This window comes from Streptomyces odonnellii (assembly GCF_000981895.1).
In the GTDB taxonomy this organism is placed as follows: domain Bacteria; phylum Actinomycetota; class Actinomycetes; order Streptomycetales; family Streptomycetaceae; genus Streptomyces; species Streptomyces odonnellii.
The window spans coordinates 1-19147 of the sequence record NZ_LATD01000124.1 but is presented as its reverse complement, the minus strand read 5'-3'; the positions used below and the strand labels follow the sequence as shown (position 1 = coordinate 19147).

General features: G+C 68.9%; 14 protein-coding genes, 1 rRNA gene and 2 pseudogenes. 14 read left to right on the top strand and 3 right to left on the bottom strand.

Annotated features, from left to right (window positions below):
- From WH07_RS37465 to WH07_RS13400, 3 genes and pseudogenes are all read left to right on the top strand, one after another.
- Positions 1-198: pseudogene (locus WH07_RS37465) on the top strand (hypothetical protein); the annotation flags it as partial.
- Positions 199-381: 183 nt separating this feature from the next.
- A complete protein-coding gene (locus WH07_RS13405; RefSeq protein WP_046499901.1) occupies positions 382-720 on the top strand; it encodes a WXG100 family type VII secretion target in 339 nt (112 codons plus the stop codon).
- Between the two features lie 47 nt (positions 721-767).
- Positions 768-1064 carry a WXG100 family type VII secretion target gene (locus tag WH07_RS13400; protein ID WP_046499899.1) on the top strand — a complete coding sequence of 99 codons (297 nt, stop codon included), beginning with the start codon at positions 768-770 and terminating at the stop codon, positions 1062-1064.
- 111 nt (positions 1065-1175) lie between these two features.
- On the opposite strand, the gene WH07_RS13395 is transcribed toward WH07_RS13400, so the two are convergent.
- Positions 1176-1421: a DUF397 domain-containing protein gene (locus WH07_RS13395; protein ID WP_046499898.1), complete on the bottom strand. Its 246-nt coding sequence runs from the start codon at positions 1419-1421 to the stop codon at positions 1176-1178.
- 76 nt (positions 1422-1497) lie between these two features.
- Complete coding sequence (gene eccCa / locus WH07_RS13390; RefSeq protein WP_046499895.1) at positions 1498-5451, bottom strand: type VII secretion protein EccCa; 3954 nt, start codon at positions 5449-5451, stop codon at positions 1498-1500.
- A 162-nt stretch (positions 5452-5613) separates the two neighbouring features.
- On the opposite strand from eccCa, the gene eccD reads away from it, so the two are divergent.
- The 6 genes from eccD to WH07_RS13360 all read left to right on the top strand — a co-directional run bounded on the left by eccD (position 5614) and on the right by WH07_RS13360 (position 13181).
- Positions 5614-7092 (top strand): type VII secretion integral membrane protein EccD, encoded by a 1479-nt coding sequence (eccD, locus tag WH07_RS13385; protein WP_046499893.1) that lies wholly within the window; start codon positions 5614-5616, stop codon positions 7090-7092.
- 404 nt (positions 7093-7496) lie between these two features.
- A complete protein-coding gene (gene rpsO, locus WH07_RS13380) occupies positions 7497-7787 on the top strand; it encodes a 30S ribosomal protein S15 (protein ID WP_030351649.1) in 291 nt (96 codons plus the stop codon).
- A gap of 357 nt (positions 7788-8144) precedes the next feature.
- Positions 8145-10370 carry a polyribonucleotide nucleotidyltransferase gene (locus tag WH07_RS13375; RefSeq protein ID WP_046499890.1) on the top strand — a complete coding sequence of 742 codons (2226 nt, stop codon included), beginning with the start codon at positions 8145-8147 and terminating at the stop codon, positions 10368-10370.
- Positions 10367-11743, top strand: coding sequence for a M16 family metallopeptidase (locus tag WH07_RS13370; RefSeq protein ID WP_046499888.1), 1377 nt, complete (start codon positions 10367-10369; stop codon positions 11741-11743). The genes WH07_RS13375 and WH07_RS13370 overlap by 4 nt, the downstream gene beginning before the upstream one ends.
- A 133-nt stretch (positions 11744-11876) precedes the next feature.
- On the top strand, positions 11877-12629 hold the full coding sequence (dapB, locus tag WH07_RS13365; protein WP_046499886.1) for a 4-hydroxy-tetrahydrodipicolinate reductase: 753 nt from the start codon (positions 11877-11879) through the stop codon (positions 12627-12629).
- 99 nt (positions 12630-12728) lie between these two features.
- On the top strand, positions 12729-13181 hold the full coding sequence (locus tag WH07_RS13360; RefSeq protein ID WP_046499884.1) for a tetratricopeptide repeat protein: 453 nt from the start codon (positions 12729-12731) through the stop codon (positions 13179-13181).
- A gap of 182 nt (positions 13182-13363) precedes the next feature.
- Here WH07_RS13360 and WH07_RS13355 read toward each other — a convergent pair whose 3' ends face one another.
- Positions 13364-13930, bottom strand: a complete 567-nt coding sequence (locus tag WH07_RS13355; protein ID WP_046499881.1) for a hypothetical protein — start codon at positions 13928-13930, stop codon at positions 13364-13366.
- A 204-nt stretch (positions 13931-14134) separates the two neighbouring features.
- Between WH07_RS13355 and WH07_RS42135 the strand changes: the two are divergent.
- The 5 genes and pseudogenes from WH07_RS42135 to WH07_RS13335 form a co-directional block, all read left to right on the top strand.
- Positions 14135-14923, top strand: a pseudogene (locus WH07_RS42135) (FAD-dependent thymidylate synthase); the annotation flags it as partial.
- Positions 14900-15376 carry an FAD-dependent thymidylate synthase gene (gene thyX / locus WH07_RS41950; protein ID WP_408645840.1) on the top strand — a complete coding sequence of 159 codons (477 nt, stop codon included), beginning with the start codon at positions 14900-14902 and terminating at the stop codon, positions 15374-15376. The pseudogene WH07_RS42135 and the gene thyX, both read left to right, overlap by 24 nt.
- Before the next feature lie 221 nt (positions 15377-15597).
- Positions 15598-16497, top strand: a complete 900-nt coding sequence (gene dapA, locus WH07_RS13345) for a 4-hydroxy-tetrahydrodipicolinate synthase (protein WP_046499877.1) — start codon at positions 15598-15600, stop codon at positions 16495-16497.
- A gap of 196 nt (positions 16498-16693) precedes the next feature.
- Complete coding sequence (locus WH07_RS13340) at positions 16694-18379, top strand: ribonuclease J (protein ID WP_046499875.1); 1686 nt, start codon at positions 16694-16696, stop codon at positions 18377-18379.
- 449 nt (positions 18380-18828) lie between these two features.
- Positions 18829-19147, top strand: a 16S ribosomal RNA gene (locus WH07_RS13335); the annotation flags it as partial.

Here is a 19147-nt window from a genome sequence, read left to right as displayed (position 1 = left end):
CCCCCGCCCCCCGCGCCCGAACCCGCGTATCTGGCGATGTCGGAGACCCCCGAGGAGCGCACCGAACGCTATGCGACCTACACCCTCGGGATAGCGGCGGTGCTGGTCGCGGTGGTCGCCGGTACGGCCACGGTCGTCCGTGACAGCCGTGCCAAGGCGGCCCGCCGTGCCCTGCGCGCGTCAAGTGCCCACGACTGACTTTGCAGTTGGAACTGCCGTACCGAGTAGCTAGAGTAATTGGCGGGATCCTGCGGGCAGTTGCCCGGGCAGTTGCCCGGGCAGTTGCCGGTCGCGGTTCCCACACGGGGGCGGCATCGAGATGCTTCCCGTCCATCGCGCCCGTCTCGGGCGCATCGCGGTAAGACAGGAAGAAGGGGCCAGATGTCGAAGGATCTGAATGTAACCAGTGGAGATCAAATTGATCTCGCCAACAAGATCCAGGGTTTCCACGACGAGCTGCAGAGCCGTATCACCTCCCTCAACGGCGTGGTGGACCGCATCCAGGCGGGCTGGCAGGGTGCGGCCAGCAAGGAGTACGACCGGGTTCAGAACGATCTGAACCAGCGCCTGCGGAACATGCGTGTCGAGCTGGTCAAGCTCGAAGAGATCATGCGGATGAGCGCCGACGGATTCACCCAGCAGGAAGAGGACCGCATCGCCTCCTTCCGGCGGATGGACGACTCCACGCAGGGCCAGAGCGCCATTCTCGGGATGGCCTGAGCCACCGTCAGACGCACTCCGCCGAATTCCGTCCTGAGGAGCTTCACATGACCACTGCCGTCAATTACGACACCGTGACCCAGGCGGCCGCCGACGTCCGGCTGACCGCCACCCAGCTCAACCAGGAACTCGAAGACCTGATGGCCAAGGTCAGGGCCGTCGCCGAGAACTGGGAGGGCGAGGCCAAGATCGCGTACCGCGAGAGCCAGGACCGCCTCGCCCGCGACATGTCCGGGATGAACCAGGACCTGGGCCGTATCGCCCGGCTGCTCGACGAGTCGGTCGTCGGCTACCAGGACACCGACCGCGGCAACGCGGCCCGGTTCCGGATGCAGATGGGCTGACCCCGGGGTCTCTCCGGGCCGGCCGGCCGTCGCGTACACGAGGCGGGCGTCCGCATAGATGAGGGGGGTGTCCGCCGCGCGGACACCCCCCTCGCCGTTCCTCGTACGCGCCTACTGGAGGTCGAACTCCCCGTCCCGGGCGCCCAGGACGAACGCGTCCCACTCCGCCTTCGTATAGCGCAGCACCGTCTCCGGATCCAGCGACGACCGCATCGCGACCGCCCCCTCCGGCAGATGGGCGATCTCCACCCGCTCCTCGTCCGGACTCGTCCCGGGCGCGCCCAGCCACTCCACACCGGAGATGTCGAGCGCGTACAGCTCTTCCTTCTGACGTTCCTTGTCCGTCGCGTCAGCCATCCTGCGATCCCTCCCGGGTATTACGAACGAGCTACGGCCCAAGCGTAGTGGCCGGACCGCCACACGGCGTGACGATCTACCGGTCCGGCAGCCACCCCACCTGTACGAGTGGCGCGCCGCGCTTGCGGGACACGAAGGTGCCACGGCCCGGAGGCATCCGCCGGGCCCGCACATTGCCGAGGATGTCACCCTCGCCCGGATCACCGGAGAGGATCAGCCCCTGCGCGCCCAGCTCCTTCATCCGCTGCATGAACGGCTCGTACATCGCGCGTGAGGCACCGGCCGCGCTGCGCGCCACGATGAAGCGGATACCGACGTCGCGTGCGAACGGCAGATGCTCCACCAGACCGGCCAGCGGATTGCCCGAGTTGGTCGCGACCAGTTCGTAGTCGTCGATGATCACGAAGAGCTGCGGGCCGTTCCACCAGCTCCGGTCCCTGAGTTGCTGCGGAGTGATGTCCGGCTTCGGCGCCCGCTTCTCCATGACCGTACCGATGGCGTTCATGTGCATCTGCATGGCGGACGCCATCGGCGCGTACTCCAGCAGGTGCGAGGACGGTACGCCCTCCAGCATCGAGCGCCGGTAGTCGCCGACCACGATCCGCGCCTGCTCAGGGGCGTAACGCTCGGAGATCTGCTTGGCGATGAGCCGCAGCAGCGCCGTCTTCCCCGACTCGCTCTCGCCGAAGACCATGAAGAACGGGTCGGTCTCGAAGTCGACGAACACCGGCTCCAGATTGGTCTCGTCGATGCCGATCGCGATGCCGTGCTGCGGGAACTCGCCGCCCCCGGGAAGCTGTTCGGCCGGCAGCTTGCGCGGCAGCAGCCGTACGGTCGGAGCCGCGGGCCCCGGCCAGCTCGCCCTGACAGCGTTGACGAACTCCCGCTGACCGTCCGAGAGATCGGCCGCGCCGCTGACCCCGTCGGTCCGCGGCAGCGCGCTCATGAAGTGCAGCTTCTCCGGCACCTGGCCCCGGCCCGGCACCCCCGTCGGGACGTTCGCCGCAACCTTGCGGTCGAACTCGGAGTCCATGACATCGCCGAGCCGCAGTTCGAGACGGCCCAGCATCTGGTCCTTGAGCGCCGCCCGCACCTCCATGTAGCGCGCGGCCGTCACCACCACATGGACGCCGTAACCGAGACCGCGCGCCGCGATGTCGGAGATCACCGGCTCCAGCATGTCGTAGTCGTTCTTGAAACCGCCCCAGCCGTCGATGACCAGGAACACATCTCCCCAGGCCTCGCCGGGCAGTTCACCCGCCGCGCGCCGGCGCCGGTAGGTCGCGATGGAGTCGATGCCGCTGGAACGGAAGAACTCCTCGCGCCGGTTGAGCACCCCCAGCACCTCCGCGACCGTACGCCGCACCCGCTCGGGGTCCAGCCGGGAGGCGACACCGCCGACATGCGGCAGATCGGCGAGCGAGGAGAGACCGCCACCCCCGAAGTCGAGTGCGTAGAACTGCACTTCGTGCGGGGTGTGGGTGAGGGCGAACGACGAGATCAGCGTCCGCATCAGAGTCGACTTCCCGGACTGCGGGCCGCCGATCACCAGCATATGGCCGGCCGCGCCGGAGAAGTCCCGGTAGAGGACCTCGCGGCGCTGCTCGAAGGGCTTGTCGATCAGGCCGAGCGGAACGGCGAGACCGCCCGGACGGCTGTACTCGGCCGCGTGCAGCCCGCGCTCCGGGGTCGCCGCGATCCCCGGCAGCAGTTGGTCCAGCGTGGGCGCCTCGTCCAGCGGCGGCAGCCACACCTGGTGCGCCGGCACCCCCTGCCCGTCCAGCCGTCGCACGATCACATCGAGCACCGTGTCCGCCAGCGCGTCGTCGTCCGCGTTCGACGGCGCCGGAACGGCCGCCGGGTCAGGGGCCGCGTACACCACCGGCACCGGCGCCGCCGTGAACAGCGCGGGCCGCCGCTCCACATGGAGCTGCCCCACCGAGAGATCCGGGCCGCCGGTGCGGTACGTACCGGAGACGTACGCCGCCTTGAAGCGCGTCATCTCGTCCGTACCGAACTTGAGATAGCCGGAACCGGGCACCGACGGCAGGTGGTACGCGTCCGGCACCCCCAGCGCCGTACGCGACTCGGCCGCAGAGAAGGTGCGCAGACCGATCCGGTACGAGAGGTACGTGTCGAGCCCGCGCAGCTTGCCCTCCTCCAGCCGTTGCGAGGCCAGCAGGAGATGCACGCCCAGGGAGCGGCCGATCCGGCCGATCTGGATGAACATGTCGATGAAGTCGGGCTTCGCGGTGAGCAGTTCGGAGAACTCGTCGATCACCAGCACCAGCGAGGCCAGCGGCTCCAGCGCCGCGCCCGCCGCCCGCGCCTTCTCGTAGTCGTGGATATTGGCGTAGTTGCCCGCCGAACGCAGCAGCTCCTGACGGCGCTGGAGTTCACCGCGGATCGCGTCGCCCATCCGGTCGACCAGGGTCAGATCGTCCGCCAGGTTGGTGATGACCGCCGCCACATGCGGCATCTGCGACATCCCCGCGAAGGTCGCGCCGCCCTTGAAGTCCGCGAGCACGAAGTTCAGCGTCTCCGAGGAGTGCGTGACGGCGAGCCCCAGCACCAGCGTCCGCAGCAGCTCCGACTTGCCGGAACCGGTCGCGCCGACACAGAGCCCGTGCGGCCCCATGCCCTCCTGCGCCGCCTCCTTGAGGTCCAGCATCACCGGCTGGCCGTCCTCACCGACCCCGATCGGCACCCGCAGCCGCTCGGCGGTCGAGCGGGGCCGCCAGGTGCGGGTCACATCGACCGCCCCCGCGTCGCCGAGATTGAGCAGATCCGTGAAGTCCAGGTTGGCGAGCAGCGGTTCGTCCTCGTCGCCACCGCCCGTGCGCAGCGGGGCGAGCTGCCGCGCGAGCGCCTCGGCGGCCGGCAGCGAGATCCCGTCCGGCACACCCTCGTACGCGAGGCCCGCGCCGGACTCCAGCCGCAGCCGCCCCGGCCGCACCACCACGGACAGACCGCCGCGCGGCTCGTCCAGCTCGCCCGGGACGACCTCCACGATCGTCACGCCCTGGAGCCCCTCGGCCGCCGCGAACAACGAGTCCGGCGGCACCATCCCGCCGTCCAGCACGACCACCACATGCGGCTGGTCCAGCACCGGCTGGCTGTCCCGGCCGAACCGGGGCCGTCCGTCGAGCCTGCCGCGCAGAAGCTGCTCCAGCTCCCCGAGATCGTCGCCGAACAGCCGCTTCGTACCGGCGCCGTCGATCTGCCCGGGCACCTGTGTGTGCGGCAGCCACTTCGTCCAGTCCCAGCGCGCGACCGCCCCCGGCGCGGCCACCACCGCGACCATCACATCCTCCGGCGAGTGCAGCGTCACGAGCTGCGCCACCAGAGCGCGCGCCGCCGAGTGCGCCGACTCCGGCTCACCGGACACCGTCACGTGGTAAAAGGCACGCATCGACACGGCCATCGGCAGCCCGTCCAGCGAGCCGTGCACCGCGAGGAACTGCTGCATCGCCCCCGCGCACAGCGGCTCGAGTTCGTCCACCGGCGCCGTGTCCGGCGCGATCAGCGGAGTGGCGAGCTGCTGCGCGCCGAGACCGATCCTGAGCTGCCCGAAGTCCCGGTCCCCGACCCGCCGCTCCCACACCCGCGACCCCTCGGCCACCACCGACCAGAGCTGTTCCGGAGCGGGATGCAGAAAGAGCTGGGCGTCGCGCTGCGCACGCGCCGTCCTGCGCACCGTACGACGCGTCTGCGCGAGGTACTTGAGGTAGTCACGCCGGACATCGGCAATTTGCCCCTGCGTACCGCGGCGGAATCTGACGATCTGCGCGATCACCATCGCGAGCGTCGAGAACAGCATCAGCACGCCCATGATCCGCATGAACGGAGGTGCCTGCGGCGAGAAGAAGAAGACCACCGACGAGCCCATGCCGAGCACCGGCAGGACCTGCATCAGCATGCCCTCCCGCTGCCCGCGCGGCAGTTCGGGCGGCGGCTCCAGGGCCAGTGCGTCCGCGGGCACTTCCGGCGGAAGGGACCGCGGTGGGCGTTTGACGACTATCTGGCTCACCGGCGCATCAATCCCTCAAGACGGACGGGCAGTTCCGTACCGGCGCCCCCGTGGCGACGGCCTCCCTCCGCGCGACCGCGATCCTACTTGCAGCCCCGCGCCACCGGTCCCGGTAGGGTGGCGCGCGCATCGTGCGCAACCGCGAATCAGGGGGACGGACACGTGAGTACGACCGCAGCGACGGGCTTCTGCCGCGTCACTGTCGTGGCGCCGGACAGCAGGATCGATGTCGCGCTCCCGGAGGACATCGCCGTCGCCGACGTCCACCCGGAGATCCTCAGACTGACCGGCCAGACCCAGACGGCGGGCACCCCCACCGGATACCACCTGGTCAGGCGGGACGGCACCGTACTCGACAGCGCCCGTACCCTCGCGGCCCAGCAGGTGCTCGACGGCGAGGTCCTGAGCCTGCGTCCCTTCGCGGAATCCCTGCCGCCCGCGGTCTTCGACGACGTCTCGGACGCCGTCGCCTCCGCCGTCCGCCGCGACCGCCACCTCTGGAGCGACGAACTCCTGCGCTCCGCCGGGCTCGTGGGCGGAGTCCTGCTGCTGGTCCTGATGGGCTTCGTCCTCTGGTTCGCCGACCCGGTACGCCACGACATGCACAGCCTCCCCGGCGTCATCGCGGGCGCGGCCGGTCTGCTGCTCACCGCCTTCGCGGGCGTACGGGCGCGGGTGTACGCGGACCGCTCAAGCGCCGTCGCCCTCGGACTCGGCGCGCTTCCGCTGCTGCTGATCGGCGGCTCCGGGATCATCGGTCCCGACGCCGGACAGGGCCCCGGCCGGCTCCAGTTCCTCCTCGGCTGTGTCACGGTCCTGGTCGCGTCCGTCGCCCTTGTCGCACTCACCCCGAGCGGCGACGCCCCGTTCGTCGCCGCCACCTTCCTGGCCACCGTCGGCACCCTCGCCACGTTCGTGATGATCCTGACCGAGGCATCGGCCACCGGCACCGCCGCCGTCTGCGCCCCGGTCGCCATCGGCATCGTCGCCTTCCTGCCGGGACTCTCCGCCCGCTTCGCACGGCTGCCCATCGGCTACGCCACCCCGCGCGCCGCCGGAGCCGACTTCGGCGACGACACCTTCGCCGATCCGAACGCCGCCCCCGTCGGCGAACCCGTCGACGCCGAGCGCATCGCCGCCCAGGCCCGCCGCGGCCACGAGATGCTGCTCGGCCTGGTCGGCGGCTGCGCCGCCGTCGTGGTCGGCGCCGCCGCGGTCCTCGGTTTCTCGGACACCGTGTGGGGCCAGGTCCTCGCACTCGCCGCCGGCCTCGCGATGCTGCTGCGCTCCCGGCTCTTCCGCTACACCTCGCAGGTCACCTGCGTGCTCGTCGCGGGCATCTCCGCGATCGCGCTGCTGATCCTCGGCCTCTCCCTGAACCCGCCTGCCGACCCGGTCAGGGAACTCCTGGTGTACGGCGACCGCGGCGCCCTCGACATCCGTACGATCTGGCTCGCCGCCGCCGTCGCCGCGGGCGCGGCCCTGATCACTGCGATCGGCCTGATCATCCCCCGCAAGGGCCTCTCGCCCTTCTGGGGCCGGCTCCTCGACCTGACCGAGGGCGCCGTACTGCTCTCGCTCGTACCGCTCTGCCTCGCCGTACTCGACATCTTCACCGCGGCCCGCGCCCTCACCAGCTAGGCCCTGTCCGGCCGATCTTCGCGGGCCCGGAACGCCTGGCACGGCGCCTCGCTGCGTTGTCGGAGTCGTCCAAGTACGTCCAGTACGAGAACGATCCTCCGCCTTCCGATGCTCCCCCGTAGCCTGAACGGCACGGGAGGGACCCCCTCCACCAGCCGCCCCGGGCTGATCCACGAAGATCGACCGGACAGGACCTAGTAGGCAGCCAGTAGGCCCGCGGATACTTTGGCACGTGGTGTGCCAACTGGCTGGTACGCTGTTCGGCGGCCGTCTGTGTATGTGACCCCGGAGCACCGCCTCCTCGGTCAGCGCCCGGCGGACCCCCAGCCTCCCGAGTAATGGAAGCTCCCCAGAGTATTCGACCTGGGGCACTCGGTGGCCACGAAGCCTCACGAGGAGTACGCGTGTCACTCGACGCCGCTACGAAGAAGCAGATCATGACCGAGTTCGGCACCAAGGAAGGTGACACCGGCTCCCCCGAGGTCCAGGTCGCCATGCTGTCGCGCCGGATCTCGGACCTGACCGAGCACCTCAAGACCCACAAGCACGACCACCACTCCCGGCGCGGTCTGCTGATCCTGGTCGGCCAGCGCCGCCGGCTGCTGCAGTACCTGGCCAAGAAGGACATCCAGCGCTTCCGTACCCTGGTCGACCGCCTCGGCATCCGCCGCGGCGCGGCGGGCGGTGCCAAGTAAGACACCGTGAAGGGAGCGGTTCCCACATCCGGGGACCGCTCCCTTCGCCGTATGTACGGGGCCGTACGAGACACCGCGCCGTATGCACGGGGCGCCGCCGTCGCCCCGCCCGGGACAACCGGAATGTCATCCCGCGGCGAAGCTCAGTAATCTGGACGCACGAGCACAACTGAACAGACGACAATAGGAGGAGCGAACTCCGCCGCCGCCGGTCCTCGGTAGTGGCCCCCGGAAGGGCACGCGGCCCGAGCCGCTCGCCCCGGGTGCTTCGATCGAAGACCGGCCCGCACCAAGGAGCGCTTCTCCGCCACGTCCCCTGCCACACGGGCACTGGACGAAGACGAGGAGAAAGCACTAGTGGAGAACGAGACCCACTACGCCGAGGCCGTTATCGACAACGGCACCTTCGGCACCCGTACCATCCGCTTCGAGACGGGCAGGCTCGCCCGCCAGGCCGCCGGTTCCGCCGTCGCCTACCTGGACGACGACACCATGGTGCTGTCGGCCACCACCGCTTCCAAGAAGCCCAAGGACCAGCTCGACTTCTTCCCCCTGACGGTCGACGTCGAGGAGCGGATGTACGCGGCCGGCAAGATCCCCGGCTCCTTCTTCCGCCGCGAGGGCCGCCCCTCCGAGGACGCCATCCTCACCTGCCGGCTCATCGACCGCCCGCTGCGCCCGTCCTTCAAGAAGGGCCTGCGCAACGAGATCCAGGTCGTCGAGACGATCATGGCGCTCAACCCCGACCACCTCTACGACGTGGTCGCGATCAACGCCGCCTCCTGCTCCACGCAGCTCGCGGGCCTCCCCTTCTCCGGTCCTATCGGCGGCACCCGTGTCGCCCTGATCAAGGGCCAGTGGGTCGCCTTCCCGACCCATACGGAGCTGGAGGACGCGGTCTTCGACATGGTCGTCGCGGGCCGTGTGCTGGACGACGGCGATGTCGCGATCATGATGGTCGAGGCCGAGGCCACCGAGAACACCATCCAGCTCGTCAAGGACGGCGCCGAGGCCCCCACCGAGGAGATCGTCGCCGCCGGTCTGGAAGCCGCGAAGCCCTTCATCAAGGTCCTCTGCAAGGCGCAGTCGGACCTCGCCGCCAAGGCCGCCAAGCCCACCGGCGAGTTCCCGATCTTCCTCGACTACGAGGACGACGTCCTGGAAGCCCTCACCTCGGCCGTCAGGTCCGAGCTGGCCCAGGCGCTCACCATCGCGGGCAAGCAGGAGCGCGAGAACGAGCTGGACCGGGTCAAGGTCCTCGCCGGGGAGAAGCTCCTCCCGCAGTTCGAGGGCCGCGAGAAGGAGATCTCCGCCGCCTACCGCTCGCTGACCAAGTCCCTGGTCCGTGAGCGTGTCATCAAGGACAAGATCCGTATCGACGGCCGTGGCGTCACGGACATCCGTACGCTCGCCGCCGAGGTCGAGGCCATTCCGCGGGTCCACGGCTCGGCGCTGTTCGAGCGCGGCGAGACCCAGATCCTGGGTGTCACCACGCTGAACATGCTCCGGATGGAGCAGCAGCTCGACACGCTCTCCCCGGTGACGCGCAAGCGCTACATGCACAACTACAACTTCCCGCCGTACTCCACCGGGGAGACCGGCCGCGTCGGCTCGCCCAAGCGCCGCGAGATCGGCCACGGCGCCCTGGCCGAGCGCGCGCTCGTACCGGTGCTGCCGACGCGCGAGGAGTTCCCGTACGCCATCCGCCAGGTCTCCGAGGCGCTGGGCTCCAACGGCTCCACCTCCATGGGCTCGGTCTGCGCCTCCACCATGTCGATGCTGAACGCCGGTGTGCCGCTCAAGGCCCCCGTCGCCGGTATCGCCATGGGCCTGATCTCCCAGGAGATCGACGGCGAGACCCACTACGTCACCCTCACCGACATCCTCGGTGCGGAGGACGCCTTCGGTGACATGGACTTCAAGGTCGCCGGTACGAAGACCTTCGTCACCGCGCTCCAGCTCGACACCAAGCTCGACGGCATCCCCGCCTCGGTCCTGGCCGCCGCGCTGAAGCAGGCCCGCGACGCCCGCCTCCACATCCTCGATGTGATGAACGAGGCCATCGACGTCCCGGACGAGATGTCCCCGAACGCCCCGCGGATCATCACCGTCAAGATCCCGGTGGACAAGATCGGCGAGGTCATCGGCCCCAAGGGCAAGATGATCAACCAGATCCAGGAGGACACCGGCGCCGACATCACGATCGAGGACGACGGCACCATCTACATCGGTGCCGCCGACGGACCGGCCGCCGAGGCCGCCCGCGCCACGATCAACGGCATCGCCAACCCGACCATGCCGGAGGTCGGCGAGCGCTATCTGGGCACGGTCGTCAAGACGACCACGTTCGGCGCGTTCGTGTCGCTGCTCCCCGGCAAGGACGGACTGCTGCACATCTCGCAGATCCGCAAGCTCGCCGGCGGCAAGCGTGTGGAGAACGTCGAGGACGTCCTCGGTGTCGGCCAGAAGGTCCAGGTCGAGATCGCCGAGATCGACCAGCGCGGCAAGCTCTCCCTCATCCCCGTGATCGAGGGCGAGGAGACCGCGGACTCCGAAGAGGCGAAGGACGAAGCGACCCAGTGACGGCCGGCTTCCAGGCGACGGCCCGCACCTCATCCGAGGCGCGGGCCGTCGCCCGTACCCAAACCCTGCTCAAGGGCCGGGACGGCATTGGCACCGTCCGCCGTACGACCCTCCCCGGCGGTCTGCGCGTCGTCACCGAAACCCTGCCCACGGTCCGCTCGGCGACCTTCGGCATCTGGGTGCAGGTCGGCTCACGCGACGAGACGCCCGCCCTCAACGGCGCCACCCACTATCTGGAACACCTCCTCTTCAAGGGCACCAGCAGGCGCAGCGCCCTCGACATCTCCTCGGCCATCGACGCGGTCGGCGGCGAGATGAACGCCTTCACGGCGAAGGAGTACACCTGCTACTACGCGCGGGTGCTTGACACCGATCTGCCGCTCGCCATCGACGTGGTCTGCGACATGCTGACCGGCTCGCTCATCGAGGCCGCCGATGTCGACGCCGAGCGCGGAGTCGTCCTCGAAGAGATCGCCATGACGGAGGACGACCCGGGCGACTGCGTGCACGACCTGTTCGCGCACACCATGTTCGGCGACACCCCCCTCGGCCGCCCGGTCCTCGGCACCGTTGACACCGTCAACGACCTGGACCGCGACCGGATCGCGCGCTTCTACAAGAAGCACTACGACCCGAGGCATCTGATCGTCGCCGCCGCGGGCAACGTCGACCACGCCACGGTGGTACGGCAGGTCCGCAAGGCGTTCGAAAAAGCCGGCGCGCTGTCCCGTACGGACGCCGTGCCCGTCGCACCCCGCGACGGCAGCCGGGCCGTACGCACCGCGGGCAAGGTCGAACTGCTCGACCGCAGGACCGAGCAGGCCCATGTCGTCCTCGGAATGCCGGGACTGTCCCGTACCGACGAGCGCCGCTGGGCACTCGGCGTACTGAACACGGCCCTCGGCGGCGGTATGAGCTCCCGGCTCTTCCAGGAGGTACGGGAGAAGCGCGGCCTCGCCTACAGCGTGTACTCGTACACCTCGGGCTTCGCCGACTGCGGGCTCTTCGGGGTGTACGCGGGCTGCCGGCCCAGCCAGGTCCACGACGTACTGAAGATCTGCCGCGACGAACTGGACCGCGTCTGTGCCGAGGGCCTCGGCGACGAGGAGATCCATCGCGCGATCGGCCAGCTCTCCGGTTCGACGGTCCTGGGCCTGGAGGACACCGGGGCGCTGATGAACCGTATCGGCAAGAGCGAGCTGTGCTGGGGCGCCCAGATGTCGGTGGACGAGATGCTGGGGCGGATAGCCGCGGTCACCCCCGACGATGTCCGGGCGGTGGCCCGTGATGTGCTGGGGCACAGGCCCTCGCTCTCCGTCATAGGCCCGCTGAAGGACAAGCAGGCGGCGCGTCTCGACGAGGCGGTCTCCTGACCGGGCTGTCCGCACCGGGCTTCCGCCGTTCGCGAAGGCCCCCGTTCCCGAAAACCCCGTCCTCGAAGAGCCCCCGTCCCCGAAGCCGTAAGCCGTAGGCCCTCAGCCGTTGAGGCGTTAAGGAAACAGAGCGATGAGCAAGCTGCGTGTGGCCGTTCTCGGTGCCAAGGGCCGTATCGGCTCCGAGGCCGTACGGGCCGTCGAGGCCGCCGACGACCTGGAACTGGTCGCCGCCCTCGACCAGGGCGACAAGCTGGAGTCCCTGGCCGACGCCGGCGCCCAGGTCGCGGTGGAGCTGACCACCCCCGCCGCGGTGCTGGACAACCTCGACTTCTGCGTACGCCATGGCATCCACGCGGTCGCCGGCACCACCGGCTGGAACGAGGAGCGGCTGACGCGGCTCAGGGAGCTGCTGGCCGGCTCCCCGGAGACCGGCGTGCTGGTCGCGCCGAACTTCTCCATCGGCGCGGTCCTCACGATGAAGTTCTCCGAGACGGCCGCCCGCTGGTTCGAATCGGTCGAGGTCATCGAGCTGCACCACCCGAACAAGGTCGACGCGCCGTCCGGCACCGCGCAGCGCACCGCCCAGCTCATCGCCGCGGCCCGCGCTGACGCCGGTCTCGGCCCGCAGCCCGACGCCACGGCCACGGGGCTGGAGAGCGCGCGCGGCGCGGATGTCGACGGCGTGCCGGTGCACTCCGTACGGCTCCGGGGCCTGCTGGCGCACCAGGAGGTCATCCTGGGCGGCGAGGGCGAGACCCTCACCATCCGCCATGACTCCCTGCACCACAGCAGCTTCATGCCGGGCATCCTGCTGGGCGTACGGCGGGTGTCCTCGGCCCCGGGGCTCACCTACGGCCTGGAACACTTCCTCGACCTGAACTGACCGACCCGTACCGATCGACCTGCACTGACTTACTGACCGACCTGCACCGACCTGCACCGATCTGTCCATTCCGAGCCGACCCGACCCGAGCTGACACCCATGCGTGCGAAGATCACCTACTGCGTCACGGCCGCCGTCCTGGTCATCTACTTCGTCCTGGCCGGCAGCCGCGGAGTGCTGCTGATCAAGCAGGGCACCGCACTCACCGTCGCTCTCGGTGTCGCGGTCCTGGTCCTGCCGGTCATCGGCGTCTGGTTCCTCTGGAAGAACACCCAGTTCGTCAGCCGCGCCAACCGGCTCGCGGCCGAGCTGGACGCCGAGGGCGGACTGCCCGTGGACGAACTGGTCCGTACGCCCGGCGGCCGGATCGACCGCGCGTCCGCCGACGCCGTCTTCGCCGAGCGCAGGGCGCAGACCGAGGACTCGCCCGACGACTGGCGCTGCTGGTTCCGCCTCGCCATCGCCTACCACGACGCCCGGGACACCCCGCGCGCCCGCAAGGCCATGCAGCGGGCCATCGCACTCCATGACGGCAAGCCGGTCCAGGCCTGAGACAGCGGCACGAAGAGCGCGGAGCGCGAAGAGCAGTGAGCACGAAGAGCGGGGTCCGGCCGAAGAGGCCGGACCCCGCTCCATGTGTGCGCGTCAACGGTGTACGGGCCGCATAGCCCGTACGAGGTGCTGACCACCCCGTGTGCTGACCAACCCCAGGGTCACGCGGACCTCGGACGCGGTCAGTGGCGCCGCTGCTCCTCGGGGCGGCGGTATTCGTCGCCCCAGACCTCGACCGTGTCGGCCGCCCGGTCGAAGGCCTCGGTCCGCGCCAGGAAATCCGCGTTGTGGTCGGTCAGCAGCGGCAGCGCCTCGCCCTTCCGGCGGACGGCGACAAGCGCCTGCCCCTGGACGGTACGGGGCAGCCCCAGCCAGCGCACCGGCTGCTGGACCGTCCGTACGGCGGTGATCCGGTCCCAGGCCACGGTCGTGGTCCGGAGCAGAGCCACCCGCCGCACCCCGTGCCGGCTCACCCACGCCCCGACCCGCAGCAGCCGCAGCGCGACGGCGATCACCACCAGGGCGAGGCCCAGACACAGCGTGGCACCCGGCACGGCACCGGCGAAGGCGATGATCATCGCCGCCAGCAGTACGAAGGAGGCGAGCAGCAGTAGCAGCGCGGCCGCCACCACCCGCCAGGGGCCGGGGCGGTACGGACGCCGCCATTGGTCATGATCGTCGAACGGCAGCGCGACATCCTCGTTGGTCGCGTCAAAAGCCCGGTCGGCCGTCAGGAAGGGCAGGGGCACGACTGATCCTCACTCACATGCACGCTCGATTGCTGTGCCTCGTGAGGCTACCGATCGCGCACCGCACCGGACCACCCCAGGGGGCCGGACGAGTCAGCGCCGCCCCTTGTGCGGCGGCACCGCGGCAGGAGACGGCCTGATCAGCGTACGGCTCACCGGACTGTCAGTGCCGCGCCGTAGAGTGGGCGCCGCCCGAGCGACGCGATGGAAGGACCCCCGCCGGTGAGCGACACCCCCGCCGACAGTTCCGCAGAGACCACGGAGACCAGGCCCGGCTTCCGCAGCGATGTCACCGTCGATCTGGTGAAGCACTCCGCCAGTGACAGCGATGTGCTGTGGGCCGCGCGTGTGTCCACCGCGGGCGAGCAGTCCCTGGAAGAGCTGTCCAAGGACCCGGAGCGCTCGAAGGGGCTGATCAACTTTCTGATGCGGGACCGCCACGGCAGCCCCTTCGAGCACAACTCGATGACCTTCTTCGTCAGCGCCCCGATCTTCGTCTTCCGCGAGTTCATGCGGCACCGCGTCGGCTGGTGCGTCGCCGGCGGCACGGAGATCACCCTCGGGAGCGATACGGAAACCCCTCGCCGCCTGACCATCGCCGAGCTCCACCGCCGCTGGCACCAGGACGCGGCGGACCGCCGTACCGAGGTCCGCTGCTACGACGAGGAGACCCTGGCCGCCCGCCGGGCCCGTATCGCCGATGTCATCGAGTCGGGCGTGAAGCCGCTGCTCAGGATCGTCACGGCCGGCGGCCGTGAGCTGCGGGCCACGGTGGACCACGCCGTCCTGACCCCGGCCGGCTGGCGCAAGGCGGGCGAGCTGGCGGCGGGCGACACCGTGCTGGCGGAAAGCGGCTCCGTCGCCGGGCGTGAGCCCGCCCCGGCCGGCCCGGACCCGGTCGTCTCGGTCACCGGGGACGGCGAGGAGATGACGTACGACCTCTCCGTCGAGGGCCCCTGGCACAACTTCGTGGCGGCGGGAATCGTCGTCCACAACTCGTACAACGAGGAGTCGGGCCGCTACCGCAACCTCCAGCCGGTTTTCTATGTCCCCGGCGAGGACCGCAAGCTGGTCCAGCAGGGCCGCCCCGGCAAATACCAGTTCGTGCACGGCAGCGCCGCCCAGCAGGAGATCACCGAGCGCGCGATGAAGGACTCCTACGTGCAGGCGTACGAGGCGTATAAGGAGATGCTGGCCGCCGGTGTGGCCCGTGAGGTCGCCCGCGCGGTCCTGCCGGTCGGACTGTTCTCGTCGATGTACGCGACGTGCAACGCGCGCTCGCTGATGCACTTCCTCGGTCTGCGCACCCAACACGAACAGGCGAAGGTGCCGTCCTTCCCGCAGCGCGAGATCGAGATGGTCGGAGAGCGCATGGAGGAGCACTGGTCGAAGCTCATGCCCCTCACTCATGCGGCCTTCAATGCCAATGGGCGTATCGCCCCTTAGCTCCTGTTCAGGACAGGGGCGGAGCCCCGCCGGGAGCACGGATGTGCGGTCTCCGGGGTGATGCGTCCGTATTGCGGCGTTTCGAGAAGTTCATCTAGGCTGATCAAACGGACCCGGCACTGCTTGAACCCCCGAGCAGGCAGTGCCGGGCTCCTCTTGTCCCGCCTCGTCCCGTCCCCCAAAGGGACACGGTGAGCTGAGCAGCGAGTAGCGTGTTACCCATGGCTCCGATCTCCACTCCGCAGACCCCCTTCGGGCGGGTCCTCACCGCCATGGTCACGCCCTTCACGGCGGACGGCGCACTCGACCTCGACGGTGCCCAGCGGCTCGCCGTCCATCTCGTGGACGCGGGCAACGACGGCCTGATCCTGAACGGCACCACCGGTGAGTCGCCGACCACCAGCGACGCGGAGAAAGACCAGCTCGTACGGGCCGTTCTGGAGGCCGTGGGAGACCGGGCCCATATCGTCGCCGGCGTCGGCACCAATGACACCCGCCACAGCCTGGAGCTGGCCCGCGCCGCGGAACGCGCCGGCGCGCACGGCCTGCTCGCCGTCACGCCGTACTACAACAAGCCGCCGCAGGAAGGTCTCTTCCGGCACTTCACCGCCATCGCCGACGCCACGGAGCTGCCGGTGATGCTGTACGACATCCCGGGCCGCAGCGGCGTCCCCATTGACACCGAGACGATCGTCCGGCTCGCCGAGCACCCGCGCATCGTCGCCAACAAGGACGCCAAGGGCGACCTCGGCCGTGCGAGCTGGGCCATCGCCCGGTCCGGCCTCGCCTGGTACTCGGGCGACGACATGCTCAATCTGCCGCTGCTCTCGGTCGGCGCGGTCGGCTTTGTCTCCGTCGTCGGCCATGTGGTCACCCCGGAGCTGCGCGAACTGCTCGACGCCCACCTCACCGGTGATGTGCAGAAGGCCACCGAGATCCACCAGAAGCTGCTGCCGGTCTTCACCGGGATGTTCAGGACCCAGGGCGTCATCACCACCAAGGCCGCCCTCGCGCTCCGGAAGCTTCCCGCGGGACCGCTGCGGCTCCCGCTCGTGGAACTGTCGCCCCAGGAAACCGCCCAGCTCAAGATCGATCTCGCGGCCGGCGGGGTACAGCTCTAATCATTGACTTCACAACTGAATAAGCGAAGACAGCGGATCCATCGATCCACCGACCGACCTGTCAGCAAACCGAAGGGTCGGTCAACAAGCTCAACGAAACACCAACAAAACAGTCAACAAGACAACAGCAAGTGCACGAATGTCATGCGCGCCACGTGCCTCAGCGGTACGTGGCGCGTGTGGTGAGGAGAGTCTTTTGAGTCATCCGCATCCTGAACTCGGTGCCCCGCCGAAGCTGCCCAAGAACGGCCTGCGCGTCACCCCGCTCGGCGGTCTCGGCGAGATCGGCCGCAACATGACGGTCTTCGAGTACAACGGCCGTCTGCTCATCGTCGACTGCGGCGTCCTCTTCCCGGAGGAGGAACAGCCCGGGGTCGATCTGATCCTGCCGGACTTCACCACCATCCGGGACCGTCTCGACGACATCGACGGCATCGTGCTCACGCACGGCCACGAGGACCATATCGGCGGTGTCCCGTTTCTGCTCCGGCTGAAGAACGACATCCCGCTGATCGGCTCCAAGCTGACCCTCGCACTGATCGAGGCGAAGCTCCAGGAGCACCGTATCCGCCCGTACACCCTTGAGGTCACCGAGGGCCACCGCGAGCGCATCGGCCCCTTCGACTGCGAGTTCGTCGCCGTCAACCACTCCATCCCCGACGCCCTGGCCGTCGCCATCCGCACCCCCGCGGGCATGGCCGTCCACACAGGCGACTTCAAGATGGACCAGCTTCCGCTGGACCGCAGACTGACCGATCTGCCCACCTTCGCCAGGCTCGGCGAGGAGGGCATCGATCTGCTGCTGGCCGACTCCACCAACGCCGAGGTCCCGGGCTTCGTCCCGCCGGAGCGCGACATCTCGAATGTCCTGCGCCAGGTCTTCGGCAGCGCCCAGAAGCGCATCATCGTGGCCAGCTTCGCCAGCCATGTCCACCGGATCCAGCAGATCCTCGACGCCGCCCACGAATACGGCCGCAGGGTCGCCTTCGTCGGCCGCTCGATGGTCCGCAACATGGGCATCGCCCGCGATCTCGGCTATCTCAGGGTGCCCACGGGCCTGGTCGTCGACGTCAAGACGCTCGACGACCTCCCCGATCACGAGATCGTCCTCGTCTGCACCGGCTCGCAGGGCGAACCGATGGCCGCCCTCTCCCGGATGGCCAACCGCGACCACCAGATCCGGATCGTCCAGGGCGACACGGTGATCCTGGCCTCCTCGCTCATCCCGGGCAACGAGAACGCCGTCTACCGCGTCATCAACGGTCTGACCCGCTGGGGCGCGAACGTCGTCCACAAGGGCAACGCCAAGGTCCATGTCTCCGGCCATGCCTCGGCCGGCGAGCTGCTGTACTTCTACAACATCTGCCGGCCCAGGAACCTGATGCCGGTCCACGGCGAATGGCGCCATCTGCGGGCCAACGCCGAACTGGGCGCGCTGACCGGGGTCCCCAAGGACCACATCGTCATCGCCGAGGACGGAGTGGTCGTCGACCTCGTCGACGGCAGGGCCAAGATCGTGGGCAAGGTCCAGGCCGGTTATGTGTACGTCGACGGACTCTCGGTCGGCGATGTCACCGAGACCTCCCTCAAGGACCGCCGCATCCTCGGCGACGAGGGCATCATCTCGGTCTTCGTGGTGGTCGACTCCACCACCGGCAAGGTCGTCGGCGGCCCGCACTTCCAGGCCCGCGGCTCCGGTATCGAGGACGCGGCGTTCGGCGCCGTACTGCCCAAGGTCGAAGAGGCCATCGCGAGATCGGCCCAGGACGGCGTCGCGGAACCGCACCAGCTCCAGCAGCTCGTACGCCGCACGGTGGGCAAGTGGGTCTCCGACACCTACCGCCGGCGCCCGATGATCCTCCCGGTCGTCGTCGAGGTCTGACCCCCGCAACGACCGTCCGGCGACAGCCATCTGACGCCGGCTACGGGACCGGGGGGCCTCGATTTGCGTCGACGCCCCCCGCTCCAGTACGTTTACGGCTCCACCTGAGGGGGAAGCCGGGGCGAAAGACCTGCCCAGTGCCTTCCCGGAAGGAAGGAAAATCCGACTCGATAAAGTCTGATAAAGTCGGAGACGCAAGACCGAAGGGAAAAGCCCGGAGGAAAGCCCGGAAGGGTGAGTACGAAGGAAGCGTCCGTTCCTTGAGAACTCAACAGCGTGCCAAAAGTCAACGCCAGATATGTTGATACCCCGACCGGCGGGAACGGTTTCTGTTCCGGCTGGTTGTGGTTCCTTTGAAGAAAAATACACAGCGAGGACGCTGTGGACCACTGGTCTTATTCCGGCTGGTGGTTCCGCTCTCGTGTGTGGTGCCGGATATCCGGTGCGCATTCACGGAGAGTTTGATCCTGGCTCAGGACGAACGCTGGCGGCGTGCTTAACACATGCAAGTCGAACGATGAAGCCTTTCGGGGTGGATTAGTGGCGAACGGGTGAGTAACACGTGGGCAATCTGCCCTTCACTCTGGGACAAGCCCTGGAAACGGGGTCTAATACCGGATAATACTCTTCTCTGCATGGGGGAGGGTTGAAAGCTCCGGCGGTGGAGGATGAGCCCGCGGCCTATCAGCTTGTTGGTGGGGTGATGGCCTACCAAGGCGACGACGGGTAGCCGGCCTGAGAGGGCGACCGGCCACACTGGGACTGAGA

What these genes read in the sequence shown, in the direction of transcription:
- WH07_RS13405 (WP_046499901.1), top strand. Translation starts at nt 382, where the DNA reads ATGTCGAAGGATCTGAATGTAACCAGTGGAGATCAAATTGATCTCGCC.
- WH07_RS13400 (WP_046499899.1), top strand. Translation starts at nt 768, where the DNA reads ATGACCACTGCCGTCAATTACGACACCGTGACCCAGGCGGCCGCCGAC.
- WH07_RS13395 (WP_046499898.1), bottom strand. Translation starts at nt 1,421, where the DNA reads ATGGCTGACGCGACGGACAAGGAACGTCAGAAGGAAGAGCTGTACGCG.
- dapB (WP_046499886.1), top strand. Translation starts at nt 11,877, where the DNA reads ATGAGCAAGCTGCGTGTGGCCGTTCTCGGTGCCAAGGGCCGTATCGGC.
- WH07_RS13360 (WP_046499884.1), top strand. Translation starts at nt 12,729, where the DNA reads ATGCGTGCGAAGATCACCTACTGCGTCACGGCCGCCGTCCTGGTCATC.
- dapA (WP_046499877.1), top strand. Translation starts at nt 15,598, where the DNA reads ATGGCTCCGATCTCCACTCCGCAGACCCCCTTCGGGCGGGTCCTCACC.